Origin of the sequence: Variovorax xiamenensis, assembly GCF_050916385.1 — a bacterium.
Classification (GTDB): domain Bacteria; phylum Pseudomonadota; class Gammaproteobacteria; order Burkholderiales; family Burkholderiaceae_C; genus Variovorax.
Genome location: NZ_CP139038.1, coordinates 210435 through 232711, shown reverse-complemented (window position 1 = coordinate 232711; position 22277 = coordinate 210435). Strand labels below are relative to the sequence as shown.

21 protein-coding genes and 1 pseudogene are annotated in these 22277 nt (G+C 68.3%); 19 read left to right on the top strand and 3 right to left on the bottom strand.

Annotation, left to right across the window (positions count from 1 at the left end; all coding sequences use genetic code 11):
• Window positions 1–101: 101 nt before the first annotated feature.
• Entirely contained in the window at window positions 102–1679 is a 1578-nt protein-coding gene (locus tag SFB74_RS01025) for a phospholipase D family protein (RefSeq protein ID WP_432728816.1), read from the bottom strand.
• Window positions 1680–1751: 72 nt separating this feature from the next.
• Between SFB74_RS01025 and SFB74_RS01020 the strand changes: the two genes are divergently transcribed.
• Complete coding sequence (locus tag SFB74_RS01020; RefSeq protein WP_432728815.1) at window positions 1752–2981, top strand: nucleoside recognition domain-containing protein; 1230 nt, start codon at window positions 1752–1754, stop codon at window positions 2979–2981.
• On the opposite strand, the gene SFB74_RS01015 is transcribed toward SFB74_RS01020, so the two are convergent.
• Entirely contained in the window at window positions 2963–4969 is a 2007-nt protein-coding gene (locus tag SFB74_RS01015) for an alkyl/aryl-sulfatase (RefSeq protein WP_432728814.1), read from the bottom strand. The genes SFB74_RS01020 and SFB74_RS01015 overlap by 19 nt on opposite strands.
• Window positions 4970–5042: 73 nt before the next feature.
• Between SFB74_RS01015 and SFB74_RS01010 the strand changes: the two genes are divergently transcribed.
• The 5 genes from SFB74_RS01010 to SFB74_RS00990 all read left to right on the top strand — a co-directional run bounded on the left by SFB74_RS01010 (window position 5043) and on the right by SFB74_RS00990 (window position 8961).
• The gene (locus SFB74_RS01010) at window positions 5043–5966 is read left to right on the top strand and encodes a LysR family transcriptional regulator (RefSeq protein ID WP_432728813.1); all 924 of its coding nucleotides are present in this window, start codon (window positions 5043–5045) and stop codon (window positions 5964–5966) included.
• A gap of 6 nt (window positions 5967–5972) precedes the next feature.
• Window positions 5973–6518 carry a flavin reductase family protein gene (locus SFB74_RS01005; RefSeq protein ID WP_432728812.1) on the top strand — a complete coding sequence of 182 codons (546 nt, stop codon included), beginning with the start codon at window positions 5973–5975 and terminating at the stop codon, window positions 6516–6518.
• The gene (locus SFB74_RS01000; RefSeq protein ID WP_432728811.1) at window positions 6515–7018 is read left to right on the top strand and encodes a BON domain-containing protein; all 504 of its coding nucleotides are present in this window, start codon (window positions 6515–6517) and stop codon (window positions 7016–7018) included. The genes SFB74_RS01005 and SFB74_RS01000 overlap by 4 nt, the downstream gene beginning before the upstream one ends.
• A 93-nt stretch (window positions 7019–7111) precedes the next feature.
• Window positions 7112–8020 carry a DMT family transporter gene (locus tag SFB74_RS00995; protein ID WP_432728810.1) on the top strand — a complete coding sequence of 303 codons (909 nt, stop codon included), beginning with the start codon at window positions 7112–7114 and terminating at the stop codon, window positions 8018–8020.
• Window positions 8017–8961: a glutaminase gene (locus SFB74_RS00990; RefSeq protein WP_432728809.1), complete on the top strand. Its 945-nt coding sequence runs from the start codon at window positions 8017–8019 to the stop codon at window positions 8959–8961. The genes SFB74_RS00995 and SFB74_RS00990 overlap by 4 nt, the downstream gene beginning before the upstream one ends.
• Before the next feature lie 13 nt (window positions 8962–8974).
• Here SFB74_RS00990 and SFB74_RS00985 read toward each other — a convergent pair whose 3' ends face one another.
• A complete protein-coding gene (locus SFB74_RS00985) occupies window positions 8975–9958 on the bottom strand; it encodes an SDR family oxidoreductase (protein WP_432728808.1) in 984 nt (327 codons plus the stop codon).
• 95 nt (window positions 9959–10053) lie between these two features.
• Between SFB74_RS00985 and SFB74_RS00980 the strand changes: the two genes are divergently transcribed.
• From SFB74_RS00980 to SFB74_RS00920, 13 genes and pseudogenes are all read left to right on the top strand, one after another.
• Window positions 10054–10992: a LysR family transcriptional regulator gene (locus tag SFB74_RS00980; RefSeq protein WP_432728807.1), complete on the top strand. Its 939-nt coding sequence runs from the start codon at window positions 10054–10056 to the stop codon at window positions 10990–10992.
• Window positions 10989–11483 carry a hypothetical protein gene (locus tag SFB74_RS00975; protein WP_432728806.1) on the top strand — a complete coding sequence of 165 codons (495 nt, stop codon included), beginning with the start codon at window positions 10989–10991 and terminating at the stop codon, window positions 11481–11483. Before SFB74_RS00980 ends, SFB74_RS00975 begins: the two co-directional genes overlap by 4 nt.
• Window positions 11484–11862: 379 nt before the next feature.
• Window positions 11863–13056, top strand: a complete 1194-nt coding sequence (gene urtA, locus SFB74_RS00970) for an urea ABC transporter substrate-binding protein (protein WP_432728805.1) — start codon at window positions 11863–11865, stop codon at window positions 13054–13056.
• Window positions 13057–13061: 5 nt separating this feature from the next.
• The gene (urtB, locus tag SFB74_RS00965; RefSeq protein ID WP_093195656.1) at window positions 13062–13964 is read left to right on the top strand and encodes an urea ABC transporter permease subunit UrtB; all 903 of its coding nucleotides are present in this window, start codon (window positions 13062–13064) and stop codon (window positions 13962–13964) included.
• Between the two features lie 2 nt (window positions 13965–13966).
• The gene (urtC, locus tag SFB74_RS00960; RefSeq protein ID WP_432728803.1) at window positions 13967–15022 is read left to right on the top strand and encodes an urea ABC transporter permease subunit UrtC; all 1056 of its coding nucleotides are present in this window, start codon (window positions 13967–13969) and stop codon (window positions 15020–15022) included.
• Window positions 15019–15756, top strand: a pseudogene (gene urtD, locus SFB74_RS00955) (urea ABC transporter ATP-binding protein UrtD); the annotation flags it as partial. The gene urtC and the pseudogene urtD, both read left to right, overlap by 4 nt.
• A complete protein-coding gene (locus SFB74_RS00950) occupies window positions 15730–15819 on the top strand; it encodes a hypothetical protein (protein ID WP_414080255.1) in 90 nt (29 codons plus the stop codon). The pseudogene urtD and the gene SFB74_RS00950, both read left to right, overlap by 27 nt.
• Before the next feature lie 17 nt (window positions 15820–15836).
• Entirely contained in the window at window positions 15837–16526 is a 690-nt protein-coding gene (urtE, locus tag SFB74_RS00945; RefSeq protein WP_093195658.1) for an urea ABC transporter ATP-binding subunit UrtE, read from the top strand.
• Window positions 16527–16565: 39 nt separating this feature from the next.
• Window positions 16566–17603, top strand: coding sequence for an aliphatic amidase (locus SFB74_RS00940; RefSeq protein WP_093195659.1), 1038 nt, complete (start codon window positions 16566–16568; stop codon window positions 17601–17603).
• 11 nt (window positions 17604–17614) lie between these two features.
• Window positions 17615–18625: an alpha/beta fold hydrolase gene (locus tag SFB74_RS00935; RefSeq protein WP_432728802.1), complete on the top strand. Its 1011-nt coding sequence runs from the start codon at window positions 17615–17617 to the stop codon at window positions 18623–18625.
• The gene (locus SFB74_RS00930; protein ID WP_432728801.1) at window positions 18622–19440 is read left to right on the top strand and encodes a CbbQ/NirQ/NorQ/GpvN family protein; all 819 of its coding nucleotides are present in this window, start codon (window positions 18622–18624) and stop codon (window positions 19438–19440) included. Before SFB74_RS00935 ends, SFB74_RS00930 begins: the two co-directional genes overlap by 4 nt.
• The gene (locus SFB74_RS00925; RefSeq protein WP_432728800.1) at window positions 19437–21080 is read left to right on the top strand and encodes a nitric oxide reductase activation protein NorD; all 1644 of its coding nucleotides are present in this window, start codon (window positions 19437–19439) and stop codon (window positions 21078–21080) included. Before SFB74_RS00930 ends, SFB74_RS00925 begins: the two co-directional genes overlap by 4 nt.
• 40 nt (window positions 21081–21120) lie before the next feature.
• Window positions 21121–22275, top strand: a complete 1155-nt coding sequence (locus tag SFB74_RS00920; protein WP_432728799.1) for a transporter substrate-binding domain-containing protein — start codon at window positions 21121–21123, stop codon at window positions 22273–22275.
• Window positions 22276–22277 lie beyond the last annotated feature (2 nt).

The window sequence follows — 22277 nt, the reverse complement described above, 5'->3', positions numbered from 1 at the left end:
CTGGTTGTTGTGTCGTGGGACGCCGCAATCTAGAGGGGCAGTGTGCAATCCGTATTACACGGTTGCAGGCGCGCCGCCGGCGCGCAGTGATGAAAGAACCGCTACAGCAGCTCTTCGCCCACGATGGGCAGCAGCAGCCAGTTCTTGAAGCGCAGCCAGAGGAATTCGCCGGGCTCGTCCTCGTGGACGATGTCGCCGCCGGCGTCGTCGTACTCCAGCCATTGCACGCGCCGGCCGTCGGGCCCCAGGCGCAGCCGGTAGCCGAGGTTGACGCGCTCGCCGCCCATGAGCCTGTCGTAGTCCTTCACCAGCTCGGGACTGTCGATGACCAGCCCCATCTCGGTGTTGACCGCGGCCGAGCGGTGGTCGAGGTTCATCGAACCGACGAAGAAGCGCTCGTCGTCGATGATCGCCAGCTTGGCGTGCAGCCGGCTGATCGACTTGCCGAAGTCGCCGAAGCGCCCCGAACGCCCGGTGAGCGTGGGCGCGATCTCGTAGATGGTGACGCCGATCTTCAGCATGTCGGCGCGGTAGCGCTCGTAGCCCGCGTAGGCCAGCGGCTCGTCGGTGGCGCCCAGCGAATTCGTCACCACCGTGATGCGCCCGCCACGCTCGATGGCCGCCTTCATCATCGCCATGCCGCGCGCGCCCGGAATGAAGTACGGCGAGCCGATCTTCACCTCGCGCCGCGCCGAATTGATGACGCTCAGCGCGCCCTCCGTCACGCTGCCGGCGTAGGCGGCGTCGGGCTTGCGCGTGATCTTCTCGGGGTCGTCCACGAACAGCGTCGACGGTGCCCAGTAGCGCTCGACGTTGCCTGCGATGAGCTGCTGCCCCACCGGCGACTTGTCGAGCACGTCGCGCTGGTGCATGGCCACGTCGGGCACCGCGGTGCGCGCGATCTCGTCGAAGCGCTTCTGCGCCTGCTCCACGGGCATGCGCAGCGGCGCGATCTGCTCGATGGGGCGCACGTGCTCGCTGTTCCAGTAGCGGTCGAAGCCCTCGGACATCTGGCGCACCACCGGGCCGCTGGACAGCACGTCCATGTCGATGAAGTTCGCCGCCGTGCTGCGCATGAAGTATTCGTTGGCGATGTTGCGGCCGCCCGAGACCGCGAAGCTGTTGTCGGCCACCAGCAGCTTGTTGTGCATGCGGTGGTTGATGCGGCCGAAGTCGCTCAGCGAGAACAGCAGCCGCGTCGCCAGCGAGTCGGCACGCGAGGGCAGCGGGTTGAACAGCCGCACCTCGATGTTCGGGAACGCCGAGAGCGTGCTGAACACTTCGTCTTCGCCGCCCGTGTAGAGGTCGTCCACCAGCAGCCGCACGCGCACGCCGCGCGCCGCGGCCTCGCGCAGCTCCTTGAGGAACAGCAGGCCGACGTCGTCCTTCTGGATCAGGTAGTACTGCACGTCGAGCGACTTCTCGGCGTGCCGCGCAAGCGAGATGCGCGCATCGAACGCGAAGGCGGCCTCCGGCAGCAGCCGGAAGCCCGACAGCGCCGTGGACCCGCCCGGCGTGCCCTTGGCCGCGAGCTGCCCCAGTTCGGTCTGCGACACATCGGTGACCGCCGTGACCACCGGGCGCGGCTGCGGCGGCGGCAGGCTCGCGCAGCCCGCCAGCCACAGGGCGGCGGCGCCCAGTGCGAGAGCGGCGAATCGGCGGACGACGGAAGCGCGCATGGGCCGAACTGTAGCTCGCGGCGGCCCCGGATGGCGGGCCTATCATCGAAGCGAAACAAAAGGAAAAGAAGCGTGCTCAACGGCTTGTGGCTTGGTTTCTTCGGGGTGGCGGCGCTGGCGGCGCTGGGGCGGTGGCTGGTCGGGGGCGACCCCACCGTGTTCGCGGCGCTGGTGGAGGCGCTGTTCGCCATGGCGCGGCTGGCGGTGGAGGTGATGGTGCTGCTCTTCGGCACGCTCACGCTCTGGCTGGGCTTCCTGCGCATCGCCGAGGCGGCGGGGCTGGTCGGCTGGCTCGCGCGGCTGCTGGGGCCGCTCTTCCGGCGCCTCATGCCGGGCGTGCCGGCGGGGCACCCGGCGCTGGGGCTCATCACCATGAACTTCGCGGCCAACGCGCTGGGGCTGGACAACGCGGCCACGCCCATCGGCCTGAAGGCGATGCGTGAGCTGCAGCGGCTGAACCCCGATCCGGTGACGGCCACCAACGCGCAGATCCTCTTTCTCGTGCTCAATGCCTCGTCGCTGACGCTGCTGCCGGTCACCATCTTCATGTACCGAGCCCAGCAGGGCGCGGGCGACCCGACGCTGGTGTTCCTGCCGATCCTGCTGGCGACCAGCGCCTCCACGCTGGTCGGCCTGCTGTCGGTGGCGGTGGCGCAGCGCCTGCGGCTGTGGGACCCGGTCGTGCTGGCCTACCTGGTGCCGGGCGCGCTGCTGCTGGGCGGCTTCATGGCGCTGCTGGGCACGCTGTCGGCAACCGCCATCGCCTCGCTGTCGTCGCTGCTGGGCAACCTCACGCTGTTCGGCGTGATCGTGGTGTTCCTGCTGGCCGGTGCCATACGCCGCATCAAGGTGTACGAGTGCTTCATCGAGGGCGCGAAGGAAGGCTTCGACATCGCGAAGAACCTGCTGCCGTACCTCGTCGCGATGCTGTGCGCCATCGGCGTGCTGCGCGCCTCGGGCGCACTCGACTTCGCGCTCGACGGCCTGCGCTGGCTGGTGGGTGCGGCCGGCCTCGACGCGCGCTTCGTCGACGCCATGCCCACCGCGCTGGTCAAACCCTTCTCGGGCAGCGCGGCGCGCGCGATGCTGATCGAGACCATGAAGAGCCAGGGCGTCGACAGCTTCCCCGCGCTGGTGGCCGCCACCATCCAGGGCAGCACCGAGACCACTTTCTACGTGCTGGCGGTGTACTTCGGCGCGGTGGGCATCCAGCGCACGCGGCACGCGGTGTCGTGCGCGCTGCTGGCCGAGGCGGCGGGCGTGGTGGCCGCCATCGCCGTGTGCTACTGGTTCTTCGGCTGAGCCTTCGGCTCGACGATCGGGAACATCGGCTCGAAGGTATCGAGCATCGACATCAGCTCGGCCAGCTTCGCGCGGTCGCCTTCGATCTTCACCTTGCCGGTGAGCACTGCCGCCGGAAAGCTCGTCTCCTTCAGCGTGATCGCATCGAGCGTGGCGCGGCTCAGCGTCACGGAGGCATCGGCGTCCGGCTGCCAGCCGGCGATGTGCGTGAGCGCCGAGTTCTCCAGCGTCAGCACGAACTGCTGGTTCGAATCGGTGAAATTCCAGTTGATGGCCATCTTCTTTCCCTCGGCCTTGGCGGCATCGAGCCGCACGCCGAGGAAGTCGAAGAACAGGTCGTTGCTCACGGCCTTCAGTGAATCGGCGTTGGCGCTGTTGCCGCCCGCGATCTTCGGCACGCCGTTGCGCAGCTCCATCGCGCCCACGAGATACGCGCTGCGCCAGGTGCCGGCCTCCGACTGGTAGCCCATCTGCTCGAGTGCATCAGCGCCCAGTTCGCGGGCCGCGCGGTTGGACGGATCTGCGTACACGAGCTGGCTCATCGCGCTGGCCACCCAGCGGAACTCGCCTTTCTTGAAGTCTTCCCGCGCACGCACCAGCACTGCATCTGCGCCGCCCATGTACTCGACCGTCTTCTTCGCATAGGCCACCGGCGGCAGCGGATTCAGGTTGGCGGGGTTGGCGTCGTACCAGCCCAGGTACTTCTGGTAGACGGCCTTGGCGTTGTGCCGCAGCGTGCCGTAGTAGCCGCGCGCGGACCACTCCTGCTCCAGGCTCGCCGGCATGCGCAGCGTCTCGGCGATGTCGGCCGCCGTGTAGCCCTGGTTGAGCAGGCGCAGCGACTGGTCGTTGATGAACTTGTACATGTCGCGCTGCTTCTTCAGCAGGTCGACGATGCGGCCCTGCCCGAAGGTCGGCCAGTGGTGCTGCGCGATCAGCACCTCGGCCTTGTCGCCGAAGGCCACGCGCGCCTCGTCGATGTACTTCGACCACAGGTTGCCGTCGCGCACTTCCGCGCCGCGGATGGTGTAGAGGTTGTGCATGTTGTGCGTCACGTCCTCCGCCATGTTGAGCACGCGGAACTGCGGCAGGTACATGAGCATTTCCGACGGCGCCTCGGAGCCCGGCACCAGCCGGAAGACGAACTGCACGCCGTCGATGGCGCGCTCCTCGGTGGGCTTGTCGATGGTGGCCGTGGGCGCGATCAGCGACATGGTGCCGCGCGCCAGCGCCTTGCCCAGCCCCGTGTCGACCTGCCCGCGCGGGCCCGGCGGCAGCAGCGTGCCGAACTGGTACTGCGAGCGCCGGCTCATCGCGTTGCCCGCGAGGATGTTCTCGGCCACCGCGGTTTCCATGAAGCCCGAGGGCGCGAGCACCTGCACACGGCCGGCCTTCACGTCGGCCTCGTCGATCACGCCCTTCACGCCGCCGAAGTGGTCGGCATGGCCATGCGTGTAGATCACCGTGCCCACAGGCTTGCGCGGTCGGTGCTGGTAGTAGAGCTCGAGCGCGGCGCGCGCGGTCTCGGCGGCCAGCAGCGGATCGATCACGATCAGCGAGCTGTCGCCTTCCACGATGGTCATGTTGGCGATGTCGAAGCCGCGCACCTGGTAGACGCGATCGGTCACCTTGAACAGACCGTGGATCGCGTTGAGCTGCGCCTGCCGCCACAGGCTCGGGTTGACGGTGTCGGCCGGCGCGTCGGCCTTGAGGAATTCGTAGGGCTTCATGTTCCAGACCGGGCGCGCGCCGGAGCCCGGCACCAGCGCGTCGGGCACGGTGCCGACGAAGCCGTGCATCGCGTCCTCGAAGTCCTGCCGGTTGGCGAAGGGCAGCGTCTTCGCCATGTCGGCGTTGGCCTTGAGCGTGGAGGGCTCGGGCGCCTTGGGCGCTGCCTGGGCGAACGCAGCCGACGGCGCGCCCAGGGCACACGCCAGGGCAACGAGTGCAGCGGAGAAGGAGGAAGAAGCTGGCGAGGAAGAAGTCATCCGGCGATTCTGCGAAGCGCCAGAATCATTGGCAAATGCAAAATATGTGCTTCCTTTTGAAGCAAAACGCAAAATGCAGCTTCGCCAGCTCCAGCATCTCGTCGCCCTGGCGGACCAGGGCAGCTTCGGCCGCGCGGCCCAGGCAGTGCATCTTTCGCAGCCCGCCCTCTCGCGCAGCATCGAGAACCTGGAAGAGAACCTGCAGGCGCGCCTGGTCGACCGCGCCTACGGCAGCGTGCGCTTCACCCAGGCCGGCGAACTGGTGCTGGCGCGTGCTCGCGAGCTGCTGGCCGACGCGCAGCAGATCGCGCGCGACGTGCTGCAGCTCGAGGGCCTCGCCATCGGCAGCCTCGCGGTGGGCTTCGGCCCCTTCGCCGCCGGCACGCTGGGTCGCGCGGCGCTGTCGCTCATGACGCAGCGCCATCCGCAGCTGCAGATGCGCATGGAAGTGGCCGACACCGCCACCCTCTGCGAGCGGCTGCACCGGCGCGAACTCGACCTGTTCGTCGCCGACACGCGCGACCTGACGAAGCAGCAGCCCGGCCTGAAGCTCGCGCGGCTGCCCAACCTGCCGGTGTCCTTCTTCGTGCGGCCGAAGCACCCGCTGCTCAGGCTCAAGCCGCAACAGCCCGCGACGCTCGAGAAGCTCATGGCCTACCCCGTCGCCGGCCCACGCCTGCCGGCGGAGGTCGCGGCGCAGTTCGAGCGGGTGGCGCCGCGTGGCGACCGCGGCGTGTTCAACGTGACCTGCGACGACGCCGGCACGCTGCGGCACCTGGCGCTCACGGCCGACGCGGTGATCCTCGCGCCGGTCGCGCCAGTGCCCGGCCACGACACGGACACGCTCGTTCCCCTGCCGGTGGCGGGCCTGGAGCGCATGCAGACGCACTACAGCCTCGTCACGCTGGCGACGCGCACGCCCTCCCCGGCCGCAGCCGTCTATACCCGGCTGGTGGCCGAGTTGATGGACCCGCTCGGGCAGGCCGGCGGGCGCTGAGCCAAAATGGCCCTCCGCCTTCAAGCCATTGCGTCTTTTTCAGTGACCACTCCCCGCCGGGCCCAACCGCCCTCCTTTTCGTCCGACGAGTTCCGTGAAGCCCTCGGCATGTTCGCCACCGGCGTCACCGTCGTGACCGCGCGCGCGGCGAACGGCACGCTGGTCGGCCTTACGGCCAACTCCTTCAATTCGGTCTCGCTGACGCCGCCGCTGGTGCTGTGGAGCCTCTCTCGCGCCGCCGGCTCGATGCCCGCGCTGAGCGCCGGCTCGCACTACACGGTGAACATCCTGGCGGCCAACCAGAAGGCGCTGGCCGAACGCTTCGCGGCCAAGAACATCGACCGCTGGGCCGACGTGGCCTTCACCGAGGGCCTGGGCGGCGCGCCGGTGCTCGTGGGCGCGGCGGCCAGCTTCGAGTGCTTCAACCGCAGCCGCTACGACGAAGGCGACCACGTGATCTTCGTCGGCGAGGTGGAGCGCTGCTCCCACGATGCTGGCGCATCGCCGCTGCTCTTTCACGGCGGGCGCTTCTACACAGAGCATCCCTTGTGACTCTCCGCCCTGCGCTCCTGCTCGTCCTGTTGCTCGCCGCACAGACCGGCACGGCGCAGGAAACCACGGCGCCGCTCAAGCAGAACTGGTTCGACGACCCGTTCTTCCAGCTCTCGTCGGGCCTGCCGGCCTGCGCGGTGCCCGAGGGCCCGTTCTACACGACGGAAGAACGCCGCCTGCAGACCCATTCGCGGCTGGAGCGCGGCACCACCTGCTGGCTGGCCGGCAAGTGCGCCGACAGCAACGCCTACCGCTACGACAAGCCGCTCGCGCCCAAGGTGCGCGCAGCGCTGCTGGCCGTGCCGGGCGTGAAGAAGGGCAGCGTCTGGGTCATCATCCAGCGCCGCTGGGTGTACCTGCAGGGCTGCGTGCCCGACGCAGCGCTCGCGAAGAAGCTGGAGCGCGCAGCGCGCGCGGTGCCCGACGTGGAAACCGTCGTGCCCGACCTGATGACGGGCACACGCGGCAAGCCGCCCTATCCGGTGGCCCCGGCCAGATAGACGACCGGGAAGCCTTGCCCGCACGCCGAACACGCGAGCGCGATACGATCATCGGATGAATCCGGCGGCCATTCGCCGCAAACGACCGCCCGCATGATCCAGCGCAAAACCCACCTCGACGGCCTCGCCATCGGCCTGCTCATCGCCTGCTGCGCCTTCTGGGGCCTGCAGCAGATCCTCATCAAGACCACCGTGGCCGAGGTGCCGCCGATGTGGCAGGCCTCGATCCGCATGATCGGCGCGACCTTGCTGCTGTGGCTTTGGTGCGTGTGGCGGCGCGTGCCGCTCTTCGAGCGCGACGGCACGCTGTGGCCCGGGCTGCTGGCCGGCCTGCTGTTCTCGGGCGAATTCGCCGGCATCTACCTGGGGCTGCAGCACACCAGCGCCTCGCGGCTCACAGTGTTTCTCTATACCGCGCCCTTCTGGGTGTCGCTGCTGCTGCCGCGCTGGGTGCCGGCCGAACGGCTTCGCGGCTTCCAGTGGCTGGGCCTCTTCATCGCGTTCTCTGGCGTGGTGCTGGCCTTCAGCGAGGGCTTCGCCCACATGAGTTCGTCGCAGCTCATCGGCGACGGCATGGCGCTGGCGGCCGGCATGCTCTGGGGCCTGACCACGCTCACGCTGCGCACCACGCGCCTGGCCACGGCCAGCGCCGAGAAGACGCTGTTCTACCAAGTGGCGGTGACTGCGGCGATGTGCCCGGTGCTGTCGCTGGCGCTCGGCGAGCACTGGGGCTTCTCGTACTCCGCCTGGGCCTGGACCTCCATCGGCCTGCAGACGGTGGTCGGCGCCTTCGCCAGCTACCTCGCGTGGATGTGGCTGCTGCGGCACTACCCGGCCACGCAAATGTCGTCCTTCACCTTCCTCACGCCGCTGTTCGCGCTGGTGTTCGGCGTGGCGCTGCTGAAGGAGCCGCTCACGGCGCAGCTGATCGTGGCGCTGGTCGGCGTCGCGCTGGGCATCGTGCTGGTGAACCGGCGGCCTGCGGTACAACGCACCGCATGAGCAGCAAGACCAGCAAATTCCAGCCCGTCCTCGACGAGATCGTCGCCACCCTGCGCCCGCAGCTGGGCCAGGGCGGCAAGGTGGCCAGCTACATCCCGGCGCTCGCGCGCGTCGACGCGAGCCAGTTCGGCATCGCGCTGCGCACCTGCGAGGGCGAAGAAGCCGGCGCGGGCGACTTCGAGACGCCCTTTTCCATCCAGAGCGTGTCGAAGCTCTTCACGCTCACGCTCGCCATGCAGCGCATGGGCGACGCGCTGTGGGAGCGCATCGGGCGCGAGCCCTCGGGCAACCCGTTCAACTCGCTGGTGCAGCTCGAGAACGAACAGGGCAAGCCGCGCAACCCCTTCATCAATGCCGGCGCCATCGCTGTGGCCGACCGGCTGGTGAGCCAGGCCAGGGCCAGTGGCGGCAGCGCCAAGGCCGACATCCTCGCGCTCATGGCCAACCTGTGCGGCGAGCCCATCGCTTTCGACGACGAGGTGGCGCAATCGGAGGCCGACACGGGCTTTCGCAACATCGCGCTGGCCAACTTCATGAAGAGCTTCGGCAAGATCGACAACGACGTCGCGGCCGTGCTCGACACCTACTTCCACCAGTGCGCGCTGCGCATGAGCTGCCGCCAGCTGGCGCGCGCGGCAGCCTTCCTGTGCCGCGACGGCGCGCACCCGATCGACGGCCAACCCGGGATCACCGGCGAGCGGCAGACCCGGCGCATCAACGCGCTGATGCTCACCTGCGGCACCTACGACGCGGCCGGCGACGTGGCCTTCTCGATCGGCCTGCCCTGCAAGAGCGGCGTGGGCGGCGGCATCGTGGCGGTGGTGCCCGACAAGCTCACGCTGTGCGTCTGGTCGCCCGCGCTCGACGCCACCGGCAATTCGCTGCTGGGCATGAAGGCACTCGAGCTCTTCGTGGCGCGCACGGGCCTGTCGGTGTTCTGAGCTTCGCCGCGGATCAGGCAGCAGCGGCCACCGGCGCCGTGGCCAGGCAGCCCATGCTGTCGAGCGCCGTCTCCACCGCCTCCTCGAGAGGCGTGTGCGGTTCGCGGCCCAGGAAGGCCACCAGCTTCGCGTTGTCCATCGCCACGGGCGTGCGCCACAGATAGCGCATCTCGCGCATTTCCCTGAAGGTGGCAACGAAGGGCGAGACCAGCGTCAGCAGCGTCCACGAGAAGGCCGACACGCGCACCCGGGCGCCGGTGCGGCGCTCCACCACGTTGCGGATGGCATCGCTCATGCGCGTGCCGTCGGCGTCCCAGTGGCCGCCCATGTGGAAGCTGTCGAAGGGCTGGAGCCGGTCGCGACGCGCCAGCAGCTCGACCATGGTGCGCGCCACGTCCGGCAGGTACGACCAGTGATGGCCCACGCCCTTGTCGCCGGGGTAGCTCACGCCCGTGACCGGCTGCCCCGCCTTCACCAGCCCCTGCGAGAACCAGTTGTTGCCGGCCTTCGGCCCGAAGAAGTCCCCTGCACGCACGATCAGCACGCGGGCGCCCTGGCGGCTGGCCTCTTCGAGCCGCCTTTCCATCTCGACGCGGATCGCGCCCTTGCGGGTGGCGGGATGCTGCGGCGAGTCTTCCGACAGCATCGGAAAGGCGTCGGGGCCGTAGTTGTAGACGTTGCCGGGCAGCACGACGGTCGCGCCTTCGGCCCTGGCGGCGGCGATGGTGTTGTCGAGCATCGGCAGCACCAGCTCCGACCAGCGGCGGTAGCCCGGCGGATTGACCGCATGCACGATGACCGAGCAGCCCTTCGCGGCCCGCCGCACCGATTGCTCGTCCATCGCGTCGCCGGCCAGCCAGGTGATGCCGTCGCGCCGGCCTTCGGTCGCTCCGCGCTTGAGCGCCCGCACATCCCAGCCCGCATCGCGCAGCTGGCGCGCCACTTCGCCGCCGATGCCGCCCGTCGCGCCGAGAACCAGAACCTTGTCGTTTGCCATGGAATGCTCCAGAACAGTTGTCGATGGACGAATTCTGGTTTCGAAGGGGTTCCATTGGAATTGCCGAACATGAGCGATCAGCCATACATTTATGTATGACCTGGAACATCGGCTGGGAGCTGTATCGCTCCTTCCTCGGCGTGCTGCGCGAGGGCTCCCTCTCGGGCGCGGCGCGCTCGCTCGGCATCACCCAACCCACGGCGGGGCGCCACGTGGCCGCGCTGGAGGAAGCGCTGGGCGTGGTGCTCTTCACGCGCTCGCAGACCGGACTGCTGCCTACCGAGGTGGCGCTGGCGCTGCGCACGCACGCGGAGGCCATGGAAAGCATCGCGGCCTCGATGGAGCGCGCCGCCACCAGCCAGGGCGAAGGCGTGCGCGGCGTGGTGCGCATCTCCGCGAGCGAGGTGGTCGGGGCCGAGGTGCTGCCGCCCATCCTGGCGCGGCTGCGCGAGGCGCACCCCGCGTTGAAGATCGAGCTGGTATCGACCAACCGCGTGCAGGACCTGCTCAAGCGCGAGGCCGACATCGCGGTGCGCATGGTGCGGCCCCGGCAGGAGCAGCTGGTCGCGCGTCGCATCGGGAACATCGAGCTGGGTTTCCATGCGCATCGCGACTACATCGCGCGCCACGGCACGCCGCGCAACCTCGACGACCTGCCGGCGCACACCGTCATCGGCTACGACCAGCCGCCGGCCTTCGTGCGCATCGCCGGCAAGTCGATCAAGAACTTCACGCGCGACACCTTCTCGCTGCGCGCCGACAGCGACCTCGCGCAGCTCGCGCTGATACGCGCGGGCGCGGGCATCGGCGTGTGCCAGGTGGGCCTGGCCAAACGCGACGCGGCGCTGGTGCGGCTGATGCCGCGCGCCTTCTCGCTGAAGCTCGACACCTGGGTCACGATGCACGAGGACCTGCGCAACAGCCCGCGCTGCCGTGTAGCCTTCGACGCGCTGGTCGAGGGGCTCGCGCAATACATCGGCGGCTCCGCGGCGGAGGCGAAAATGCCTCGAGCCAGAACGACAGCAACCGAATGACCGAACCGACCACAGACTCCGACATCCTCCCCCTGCAGGAAGACCGCCTCTGGCGCGACGAACGCTGGACCGCCCGCATCATCAAGAACGAGGAAGACGACGGCTGGGCCGTCGAGATGACCCGCCACGGCGACCCCGAGCCCGCCCTCGTCGGCCCCTGGACCATGGGCCGCGACAAGAAGAACCCGAAGCCGCTCGACGCCCCCGCCTTCTCTACGCTGGTGAAGACCGCCGCCGAAGTCATCCGACGCCACGAACAGCAGCTGCACGCCACGCTCAACAGGAGCGTGACCGTCACCGCGCGCGACGACCGGCGCGTGCGCGTGGCGCTGGCCATCGTGCCCGACGAGGACAACCCCACGGCCACGCTCACGGCCTACGACGACGCCGACGACAGCGAGCTCGCCAGCGTGAGCGTGTCGCCGGCCTTCAGGCTCACCGCCAGCAGTGCGAGCGCGTGGATCGAGTCGGACTACGCGCGCCCGCGCTGAGCGCGAATAACACATGCGCCGCGCTTTCGCCAATTAGCGAAACAGCGTATGTTCATGCCGGGGTGAGTTGAGAAGAATCCGCCCCAACGAGCAATCGTTACCAGTCATACGACACCCGCTGCCAGTGCTGCCAGCGAGGCGTCGGGCAATAAAGCCCGAATCGGTTTAACCACCGGTTCGGGCTTTTTTGTTTTCTCGGCCGCAAGAGTGCTTTTTCGAAACGGATGCGCCGCATCCGGTGGCGGAGCCTTGCCCGGAGAAAAGCGCACTGGCAACGCAGCGTTCGTTTGCAGGGCCGCGCCGCGGGAGGAGACACCCAACGCGCGGTTCCGAAGGTCGGATCTTCCTGATGACTCGCACAACCACAAAGGAATTTGACATGACGAACGTTTTCAACCGCCGCCAGATCGTGAAGACCGGCGGCTCGATGATCGTGCTGGGCGCCGCGGGCGGCGTGGCCGGCATCGCGGCGGCGCAGGACAGCGGCCCCGTGAAGCTGGGGCTGCTGCATTCGCTCTCGGGCACCATCGCCATCGCCGAGGCCTCGCTGGTCGATGCCGAGAAGCTGGCGATCGAGGAGATCAACGCGGCCGGCGGCGTGATGGGCCGGAAGATCGAGGCCGTGGTGGAAGACGGCGCGAGCGAGAACCCGGTGTTCGCCGAGAAGGCCCGCAAGCTGCTGGAGCGCGACAAGGTGGCAGCCATCATCGGCTGCTACACCTCGGCTTCGCGCAAGGCGCTGCTTCCGGTGCTCAACCAGGCCAAGGGGCTGCTGTTCTACCCGACCTACTACGAAGGCCAGGAGCAGGACAAGCGCGTGTTCTACCCGTCGCAGGAGGCTACACAGTCGGTGATCGCGGCGGTCGAGTGGATGGCGCGCGAGAAGGGCAAGAGCTTCTTCCTCGTGGGCTCCGACTACATCTACCCGCGCACCTGCAACAAGATCGCCAAGCCGGCCATCGCCAAGGCCGGCGGCAAGGTGCTAGGCGAAGAGTACGCACCGCTGGGCCACACCGAGTTCTCGTCGATCATCAACAAGATCAAGGCCGCCAAGCCCGACTGCATCTACAGCACCGTGGTGGGCGGCTCCAACGTGGCCTTCTACAAGCAGCTGCGCGCGGCGGGCCTGGACGGCGCCAAGCAGGTGCTGCTGTCCACCGTGGTGTCGGAGAACGAGATCGACGGCATCGGCAAGGACAACGCCGCGGGCTACTACGCCTGCATGGGCTACTTCCAGAGCATCAAGTCGCCGGCCAACGAGAAGTTCGTGAAGGCCTTCAAGGCGAAGTACGGGCAGGACCGCGTGATCGGCGACCCGATGGAGGTGGCCTACAACAGCGTGTACCTCTGGAAGCTGGCTGTGGAGAAGGCCAAGTCCTTCGACGTCGACAAGGTCACCGCCGCCGCAGCCGGCGTGGAGATCGAGGCGCCCGAGGGCACGGTGCGCATCCACGCCACCAACCACCACGTCTGGAAGAAGGTGCGCGTGGGCCGCGCACGGCCCGACGGGCAGTTCGACATCGTGTGGGAATCGCCCCAGCTCGTCGAGCCCAACCCCTTCCCGAAGGTCTGAACGCGATGAACTTCGACATCGCGGTGATGCAGGTGTTCAACGGCGTGAGCCTGTTCACCATCCTGCTGCTGATGGCGATCGGGCTGGCCATCGTGTTCGGCCTGATGGGCGTCATCAACATGGCGCACGGCGAGCTGATGGCCCTTGGCGCCTACATGACCTACCTGGCCGCGCGCTTCTTCGAGCACTTCGCGCCGGGCTTCATGGACCTGTACCTGTTCGCCGCGATTCCGTTCGCGTTCGCCGTGACTTTCGCGTTCGGCTACGTGCTCGAACGCGGCTTCATCCGCTTCTTCTACGACCGCCCGCTGGACACCCTGCTCGCCACCTGGGGCCTGAGCCTGATGCTGCAGCAGGCCTACCGCTCGATCTTCGGCGCGCAGGAGGTGAGCGTGCCGCTGGCCTCCTGGCTCGCGGGAGCGTGGGAGCCGACGGCGGGCATCCAGCTGCCGCTGAACCGCATCTTCATCGTGGGGCTCACCGCGCTGGTGGCGACAGGCGTCTACCTGCTGCTGTATCGCACCTCGTGGGGACTCAAGGTGCGCGCGGTGACGCAGAACCGCGCCATCGCCGGCGCGGTGGGCATCGACACGCACCGCGTCGACGCCATGACCTTCGCGCTGGGCTCCGGACTCGCGGGCATCGCGGGCGCGGTGTTCACGATGATCGGCTCGACCAACCCCGGAACCGGCCAGCTCTACATCGTCGACTCCTTCATCGTGGTGGTGTTCGGCGGCGTGCAGAGCCTGGTGGGCACTGCGCTCTCGGGCTTCTCGATCGCGCAGTCGCAGACCTGGCTCGAGTACCTGATGAGCGGCTCGATGGCCAAGGCGACGATCCTGCTGCTGGTGATCGTGGTGCTGTACTTCCGGCCCAACGGGCTGTTCGCGATCCGTTCGAGGAGCTGAGCATGCTGTCGAAGCTCTCTTTGCAACGCAGGCGCGACATCGGCTCGATGGCCGCCGTGCTCCTGCTGCTGGCCGTGGTGCTGCCGCTCGCGCTCGACGCCTTCCGCCTGAACCTCGTGGGCAAGTACCTGGCCTTCGCGTTCGTCGCGATCGGCGTGGTGCTGACCTGGGGCTACGGCGGCGTGCTGAGCCTGGGCCAGGGCATGTTCTTCGGCCTGGGCGGCTACATGATGGCCATGTTCCTCAAGCTCGAAGCCTCCGCGCCCGAGCTGCCCGACTTCATGGTGTGGAGCAGCGTGGAGCAGCTGCCCACGTGGTGGCAGCCCTTCCATTCGCTGGGCTGGACCGTCGTCGGCATCCTCGTGGTTCCGGCGGTGCTGGCGTACGTGTTCTCGTACGCCATCTTCAAGCGGCGCGTGAGCGGCGTGTACTTCGCGATCGTCACGCTGTCGCTGGCCCTCACGCTCACCGTGGTGGTGATCGGCCAGCAGGGCGACACCGGCGGCGCCAACGGCATCACCGACTTCCGCACGCTGCTGGGTCTGGACATCGCGAGCGACGACGCAAAGCGCACGATGTACTTCGTCGAGGTGCTGGTCATCGCGCTGGTGATGGCGGTGTCGCTCGTCATCGTGCGCAGCCGCTTCGGCAAGATCCTCATCGCCATCCGCGACCGCGAAGACCGCGTGCGCTTCAGCGGCTACAACACGGCGCACATGAAGGCCTTCGTGTTCGCGGTGGCAGCAGTGCTTTCGTCCATCGGCGGGGCCTTCTACAGCCTGCAGGTCGGGCTGATCGCGCCGGGCGTGATCGGCGTGGTGGCATCGGTGGAGATGGTGATCTACGCGGCGGTCGGCGGGCGGCTGTCGATTCCGGGCGCGGTGATCGGTGCGCTGCTGATCGGCTTTCTCAAGTCGTACCTGTCGGAGACCTTTCCCGAAGGCTGGCTGTACTTCCTGGGCGCCGTGTTCATCCTCGTGGTCTGGGCCATGCCCAACGGCCTTGCGGGCCTGGGCGAGAAGCTGCTGCACCGGCGCGGCGCGGAGGCCGCGCCATGAACGCGACGATGACGATGCCCGGCGGCGGCCTGCCGCAGGCCGCTTCGGTGGCGCCACCTTCCAACGAGCAGATCCTGCGCGTGGAAGACCTCACCGTGTCCTTCGACGGCTTCAAGGCGGTGGACGGCCTGAGCCTCTCGGTCGAGCGCAACGAGCTGCGCGTGATCATCGGCCCGAACGGCGCGGGCAAGACCACGCTGCTCGACATGGTGTGCGGCAAGACGAAACCCAGTTCGGGCCGCGTGCTGTTCAACGGCGCCGACCTCGCCCGCATGAACGAGCACGAGATCGTGCGCGCCGGCGTGGGTCGCAAGTTCCAGACGCCCTCGGTCTATGAAGACCTCACGGTGCTGGAGAACTTCGAGATCTCGCTGCCGCGCATGCACGGCCTGCTGCAGTCGCTGACCTTCCGTCGCACCGCTGCCCTGCGCGAACGCATCGACGCGATGGCGGCCGACGTGTTCCTGCTCGACCAGCTCGACCGCCGCGCGGGCCAGCTCAGCCACGGCCAGAAGCAATGGCTGGAGATCGGGATGCTGCTGATGCAGGAGCCCGAGCTGCTGCTGCTCGACGAACCCGTGGCCGGCATGAGCCCGCGCGAGCGCGAGCAGACCGGCGACCTGCTGCGGCGCATCGCCTCGGGCAAGTCGCTGGTGGTGATCGAGCACGACATGGATTTCGTCAAGCGCATCGCGCACCGCGTGACGGTGCTGCACCAGGGCCGGCTGCTCAGCGAAGGCACCGCCGCCGAGGTGCAGGCCGACCCGCGCGTGATCGACGTCTACCTCGGCCACTGAACACGGGAGGAAAACGAATGCTCGAAGTTTCCGGACTGAACGTGGCCTACGGTGAATCGCAGGTGATCCGCGACGTGTCGCTGCATGTGGCACCCGGCGAGGCTGTCGCCGTCATGGGCCGCAACGGCATGGGAAAGACCACGCTGCTGAAGTCGCTCATCGGCCTCCTGCCGGCGCGCGGCGGCCACATCCGCCTGGGCGGCGCCGACATCACGAAGCTGCCGAGCTACCAGCGCGTGGCGCAGGGGCTGGCCTTCGTGCCGCAGGGACGCATGGTGTTCCCGTTCCTCACGGTGGAGCAGAACATCCTCTCGGGTGCCGCGAAGTCGGGCCACCGCACGGTGCCCGAGTACCTCTACCGCTTCTTCCCGGTGCTCAAGGACATGAAGCAGCGCAAGGCCGGCAACCTCTCCGGCGGCCAGCAGCAGATGCTGGCGATTGCACGCGCGCTGATCTCCGAGCCGAAGCTGCTGATCCTCGACGAGCCGACCGAGGGCATCCAGCCTTCGATCATCAAGGAGATCGCGCAGACGCTGAACGTGCTGCGCGCCGAGCGCGGCTTCGCCATCGTGGTGTCGGAGCAGGTGCTGAGCTTCGCGCTCGACCTGGCCGATCGCTTTCTCGTCATCGACCGCGGGCGCCTCGTGCACGACGAAGCGCGCGCGACGCTCGACCAGGACAAGGTCAGGTCGTTCCTGACCGTGTAGCCCTCTTTTTTCCTCAACCCCTCTTTCAGGAGCAGTCCCATGAGACACGGTGATATTTCGAGCAGCAACGATTGCGTTGGCGTCGCGGTCGTCAACTACAAGATGCCCCGCCTGCACACCAAGGCCGAGGTGCTGGACAACGCGCGCAAGATCGGCGAAATGCTGGTCGGCATGAAGAAGGGCCTGCCGGGCATGGACCTGGTGGTGTTCCCCGAGTACTCCACGCACGGGATCATGTACGACGCCAAGGAGATGTACGACACGGCCGCCACCGTGCCCGGCGAGGAGACGGCCATCTTCGCCGACGCCTGCCGCCGGGCGAACGTGTGGGGCGTGTTCTCGCTCACCGGCGAGCGCCACGAGGAGCATCCGAACAAGGCGCCCTACAACACACTGATCCTCATGAACAACAAGGGCGAGATCGTCCAGAAGTACAGAAAGATCATGCCGTGGGTGCCCATCGAGGGCTGGTACCCGGGCGACTGCACCTACGTGAGCGAAGGCCCCAAGGGCATGAAGATCAGCCTGATCATCTGCGACGACGGCAACTACCCCGAGATCTGGCGCGACTGCGCGATGCGCGGCGCCGAGCTCATCATCCGCTGCCAGGGCTACATGTACCCGGCCAAGGAACAGCAGATCATGGTGTCGAAGGCCATGGCCTTCATGAACAACACCTACGTGGCGGTGGCCAACGCGGCGGGCTTCGACGGCGTGTACTCGTACTTCGGCCACTCCGCGCTCATCGGCTTCGACGGCCGCACGCTGGGCGAATGCGGCGAGGAAGAGATGGGCATCAACTACGCCGAGCTTTCCATGGGCCTGATCCGCGACGCGCGCCGCAACGGCCAGTCGCAGAACCACCTGTTCAAGCTGGTGCACCGCGGCTACACCGGCACCATCAACTCGGGCGACGGCGACAAGGGCGTGGCGGCCTGCCCCTACAACTTCTACACGAAGTGGATCAACGACCCCGAGGGCACGCGCGAGATGGTGGAGTCGTTCACGCGCAGCACGGTGGGTACGCCCGAATGCCCCATCGAAGGCATTCCGAACGAGCCGGCCAAGCATCGCTGAGCCGCCGCGCCATGGACTACGAGATCTTCGAGCTCGGCGACGTCGTGCTGCAGCGGGGCGCCACCCTGCGCGGCGCGAAGCTCGCCTACAAGACCTACGGCACGCTCAACGCCGACAAAAGCAACGTCATCGTCTACCCCACCTGGTATTCGGGGCAGCACTACGACAACGAGTGGCTCATCGGCCCGGGCATGGCGCTCGACCCGGCGAAGTACTTCATCATCGTGCCCAACATGCTGGGCAACGGGCTGTCGTCCTCGCCGAGCAACACGCCGCAGCCCTACGACCTCTCGCGCTTTCCGAACGTCACGCTCTACGACAACGTGACGCTGCAGCACCGGCTGGTGACGCAGAAGTTCGGCATCGAGCGCATCGCCCTGGTGGTGGGCTGGTCGATGGGCGCGCAGCAGACCAACCAGTGGGGCTGCCTGTACCCGGACATGGTCCGGCGCATCGCGCCCTTCTGCGGCTCGGCGAAGACGGCGCCGCACAACATCGTGTTCCTCGAGGGCGTGAAGGCGGCGCTCACCGCCGATGCCGCGTGGAACGGCGGCTGGTACACCACGCCGCCCACCAGGGGCCTGCGCGCGGTGGGCCGCGTGTACGCCGGCTGGGGCCTGTCGCAGCCCTTCTACATGCAGCAGCTGTGGCGCGAGCTGGGCTTCAGTTCGCTCGAGGACTTCCTGGTCGGCTACTGGGAGGGCTTCTTCCTGAAGAAGGACGCGAACAACCTGCTGGCGATGCTGTGGTCGTGGCAGCACGGCGACATCAGCGACAACCCGGTGTTCAAGGGCGACTTCAAGAAAGCGCTCGGCGCCATCAAGGCACGCGCCATCGTGATGCCGGCCGAGCGCGACCTGTACTTTCCCGCGGCCGACAACGAGTGGGAGGTGTCGCACATGCCGAACGCCGAGTGCCGCCCGATCCCGGGCGTGTGGGGGCATTTCGCGGGCGGCGGCAGCAGCCCCGCCGACACCCGCTTCATCGACGACGCGCTGAAGGAACTGCTCGCCACGCCATGAACGCACCCGTGCACGATCCGCTCGCGGCCTACCGCATCGAGTCCGAACCCTTCTACCGGCCCGCGGGCAACGAGGTGGCGCTCTACCGGCAGGCCTACCGCCACCGCATGCCGCTGATCCTCAAGGGCCCGACCGGCTGCGGCAAGACGCGCTTCGTGGAGCACATGGCGTGGTCGCTGGGCCGGCCGCTGGTGACGCTGGCCTGCAACGAGGACATGACGGCCTCCGACCTCGTCGGGCGCTACCTGCTCGACGCCAACGGCACCGCCTGGCACGACGGTCCTCTGACGCTGGCGGTGCGGCACGGCGGCATCTGCTACCTCGACGAGGTGGTGGAGGCGCGGCAGGACACCACCGTGGTGATCCACCCGCTGACGGACGCGCGCCGCATCCTGCCGCTCGACAAGAAGGGCGAGCTGGTGCACGCGCATCCCGACTTCCAGCTGGTGGTTTCGTACAACCCCGGCTACCAGAGCAGCGCGAAGGACATGAAGCCATCGACGCGCCAGCGCTTCGCGGCGCTGGAGTTCGACTATCCGGGCAGCACGCTCGAAGCGGAGATCGTCGCGCACGAAGCCGGCGTCGGGCTCGATCTCGCAGCGAAGCTCGTGGCCATCGCGCGCTGCTCGCGCGAGCTGAAGCACCGCGGGCTCGACGAGGGCGTGTCGACGCGCATGCTGGTCTACGCGGGCGTGCTCATTCGCGACGGCGTGACGCCGCGCGAGAGCTGCGAGATGACGATGACGCGCGCGCTGACCGACGACCCCGACATGGCGAGCGCGCTGCAAGGCTTCGTCGAGGCGCAGTTCGGATGAACGACGGGCACGGTGGCTTCGGTGCGCTGGCGCTGCTGGCGCGCGGCCTTGCCGGCATCGACGTTGAAGTGCAGGCGCTGGCCGGCGCACGCGCCGTGCTCGCTGGACGCAAGCTGCTGCTGCCGGAGAGCGCCACCGGGCCGGGCCTTCGTCGCGCGATGGTCGCGCATGCGGTCGCGCACCTGCGCCACTCGCAGCCCGCGCGCCCGGCGCACACGCTCAGGCCCATGGGCATCGCCATCGTCTCGGCCATCGAGGACGCGCGCGTCGAGCGGCTGCTGTGCCGCGACTTCCCCGGCCTGCACGGCTGGTTCGCCGCGTCGCTGCCGCCGCTGCCCGATGCGCTCGACCTGGGCTTCGCCGCGCTCGTCTCGCGCATGGACCGCCTGCTGCTGCTGCCCGCCTCGCAGGACGACAACCACTGGGTGAACAAGGCGCGCCGCCTGTTCGAGGAGACCGCCGCCGGCGCGGGCCTGGAGGACTACGACGCCTTCCGCGCGATCGCCTCGATCCTCGCGAACGACCTGGGCCAGATGCGCGTGCGCTTTGAGCCCCGCGACTACGTCGTGCCCGCGCCCTGGCGCGACGACAACAGCTACCTGTGGGACTTCGGCGAGGCCGAGACGCCGCCCGACGAAGCCATCGCGCTGCAGCAGTCGGGCGCGCGACCGCCGCCGCCATCCGATGCGAATGACGGGGGCGAAGCTCCTCCACCCGAAGCCGCGGGCGACACGGAGCTCGGCCGCTACACATACCCCGAGTGGGATCGCAAGCTCGAGCGCCTGCGCCCCGACTGGTGCACGGTGATCGAGAAGCTGCCGGCATGGCAGGGCCTCGCATCCCCGGCGCGCGAAGAGGCCGCACTCAACGGCGAGCGCATTCCGCCGCTCGCCCTGCCCCGCGCGCGCCACATCGATCGCACCCACCGGCTGCGCCGCCAGTGGGAGGGCGACGACATCGACCTGAATGCGGCCATCGAGGTGCTGGTCGACCGGCGCCTGCGGCTCAAGCCCGATGCCCGGCTCTTCATGCGTCCGGGCAAGGGCCCGCGCCCGTCGAGCGTGCTGGTGCTGCTGGACCTCTCGGCCTCGGCCAACGACCCGGGGCCGCATGCCGCCTCGCTGCTCGACATCGAGAAGCAGGCCGCGCTGATGCTTGCCGCGTCGAACGGCGCGCGCGGCATCGACCGGCTCGCCATCCACGGCTTCTCGTCGAATACGCGCGCCGAGGTGTACTACTACCGCCTGCTCGAATCGGGCCGTCCGCTGGACGCGGCCTCGCGCGCCATGATCGGCACGGTGCGCGGGCGCTATTCGACCCGCATGGGCGCAGCGCTGCGCCACGCCGCCTCTCTGATGAGCGCCGAGCCGCCGGGCCAGCGCGCGGTGCTGCTCGTGACCGACGGCGCGCCCGCGGACATCGACGTGCACGACCCACGCTACCTGGTCGAGGACGCACGCCAGGCCGTGGCCGAGGCGCGCCAGGCGGGCGTGCGCGCGGCCTGCATCGCGGTGGACGGCGCGGCCGATGCGTACGTGCGGCGCATCTTCGGCTGGCGCAACTATTGCATCGCCGACGATGCGCGCAGCCTTCCGGTGCGGCTGGCGCGCATGAGCGCCAGGCTCGCGGCGGCCCACTGATCGAAGACTATGATGACCCGACACCCCAGGAGACTTCAGCGTGGCTGACAAGGACCCCATACGCGTCGGCATCCTCTATTCGGAAACCGGCGTCACATCGACCATCGGTCTCTCTCAACTGCAGGGCGCGCTGCTCGGCATCGAGGAGATCAACGCCTCCGGCGGCGTGGACGGCCGCGAGATCGTCGCGGTGCGCTACGACCCGCAATCCAACCCCGCGCGCTACGCCCAGCTCGCCGAGAAGCTGATCGTGCAGGACCGGGTGAACGTGATCTTCGGCTGCTACATGTCGAGCAGCCGCAAGGCGGTGATCCCGGTCATCGAGAAGTGGAACAAGCTGCTCTTCTACCCGACGCTCTACGAGGGCTTCGAGTACTCGGGCAACGTGATCTACACCGGCGCCGCACCCAACCAGAACAGCGTGCAGCTCGCGGAGTTCATGACCACGAACTTCGGCTCTCGCGTGTACCTGATCGGCTCCGACTACATCTACCCCTACGAGTCGAACCGCATCATGGGCGAGCTGGTGATGCAGCGCCCCGGCAGCGAGAAGCTCGGCGAACGTTATGTGGCGCTGGACGCCGGCGAGCGCGACTACCGGGCCATCATGGACGACATCCGCGACAAGCGGCCCGACTTCATCTTCTCGACCGTGGTGGGCGACTCCACCGCGAGCCTGTACCGCGCCTACGCCGAGGCCGGCTTCGATCCGAAGACCATGCCCATCGCCAGCCTCACGACCTCGGAGGCCGAGATATCGCAGATGGGCCACGGCGTGGCGACCGGGCACTTCACGGCGGCGCCGTATTTCCAGTCGATCGACTCGGCCGCCAACCGGCGCTGCCTGGCGATGCTGCGCGCGCGCTTCGGCGACGGCTGCGTGCCCAACCTGTGCTGGGAGGCTTCGTACTTCCAGATGCACATCTTCGCCAATGCCTACCGACAGGCGGGCAGCGACGGCATCGCGGAAATTCTTCCGTACATCCTGGGCAGCGAGTTCGACGCGCCGCAGGGGCTGGTGAAGATCGACCCGACCAACCACCACACCTGCCTGTACCCGCGCATCGGCCGGGTCGATGCGCACGGCCAGTTCACCATCGTGCGGCAGGCCACGCGGGCGGTGTACCCGGACCCTTATCTCGTCACTCACTCGCTGGGTGACTGGACGGCAAAGCTCGACACCCTGGAGGCCTGAGC

What these genes read in the sequence shown, in the direction of transcription:
- SFB74_RS01025 (WP_432728816.1), bottom strand. Translation starts at nt 1,679, where the DNA reads ATGCGCGCTTCCGTCGTCCGCCGATTCGCCGCTCTCGCACTGGGCGCC.
- SFB74_RS01015 (WP_432728814.1), bottom strand. Translation starts at nt 4,969, where the DNA reads ATGACTTCTTCCTCGCCAGCTTCTTCCTCCTTCTCCGCTGCACTCGTT.
- SFB74_RS01010 (WP_432728813.1), top strand. Translation starts at nt 5,043, where the DNA reads ATGCAGCTTCGCCAGCTCCAGCATCTCGTCGCCCTGGCGGACCAGGGC.
- SFB74_RS01005 (WP_432728812.1), top strand. Translation starts at nt 5,973, where the DNA reads ATGGCCCTCCGCCTTCAAGCCATTGCGTCTTTTTCAGTGACCACTCCC.
- SFB74_RS00995 (WP_432728810.1), top strand. Translation starts at nt 7,112, where the DNA reads ATGATCCAGCGCAAAACCCACCTCGACGGCCTCGCCATCGGCCTGCTC.
- SFB74_RS00990 (WP_432728809.1), top strand. Translation starts at nt 8,017, where the DNA reads ATGAGCAGCAAGACCAGCAAATTCCAGCCCGTCCTCGACGAGATCGTC.
- SFB74_RS00985 (WP_432728808.1), bottom strand. Translation starts at nt 9,958, where the DNA reads ATGGCAAACGACAAGGTTCTGGTTCTCGGCGCGACGGGCGGCATCGGC.
- SFB74_RS00980 (WP_432728807.1), top strand. Translation starts at nt 10,054, where the DNA reads ATGACCTGGAACATCGGCTGGGAGCTGTATCGCTCCTTCCTCGGCGTG.
- SFB74_RS00975 (WP_432728806.1), top strand. Translation starts at nt 10,989, where the DNA reads ATGACCGAACCGACCACAGACTCCGACATCCTCCCCCTGCAGGAAGAC.
- urtA (WP_432728805.1), top strand. Translation starts at nt 11,863, where the DNA reads ATGACGAACGTTTTCAACCGCCGCCAGATCGTGAAGACCGGCGGCTCG.
- urtB (WP_093195656.1), top strand. Translation starts at nt 13,062, where the DNA reads ATGAACTTCGACATCGCGGTGATGCAGGTGTTCAACGGCGTGAGCCTG.
- urtC (WP_432728803.1), top strand. Translation starts at nt 13,967, where the DNA reads ATGCTGTCGAAGCTCTCTTTGCAACGCAGGCGCGACATCGGCTCGATG.
- urtE (WP_093195658.1), top strand. Translation starts at nt 15,837, where the DNA reads ATGCTCGAAGTTTCCGGACTGAACGTGGCCTACGGTGAATCGCAGGTG.
- SFB74_RS00940 (WP_093195659.1), top strand. Translation starts at nt 16,566, where the DNA reads ATGAGACACGGTGATATTTCGAGCAGCAACGATTGCGTTGGCGTCGCG.
- SFB74_RS00935 (WP_432728802.1), top strand. Translation starts at nt 17,615, where the DNA reads ATGGACTACGAGATCTTCGAGCTCGGCGACGTCGTGCTGCAGCGGGGC.
- SFB74_RS00930 (WP_432728801.1), top strand. Translation starts at nt 18,622, where the DNA reads ATGAACGCACCCGTGCACGATCCGCTCGCGGCCTACCGCATCGAGTCC.
- SFB74_RS00925 (WP_432728800.1), top strand. Translation starts at nt 19,437, where the DNA reads ATGAACGACGGGCACGGTGGCTTCGGTGCGCTGGCGCTGCTGGCGCGC.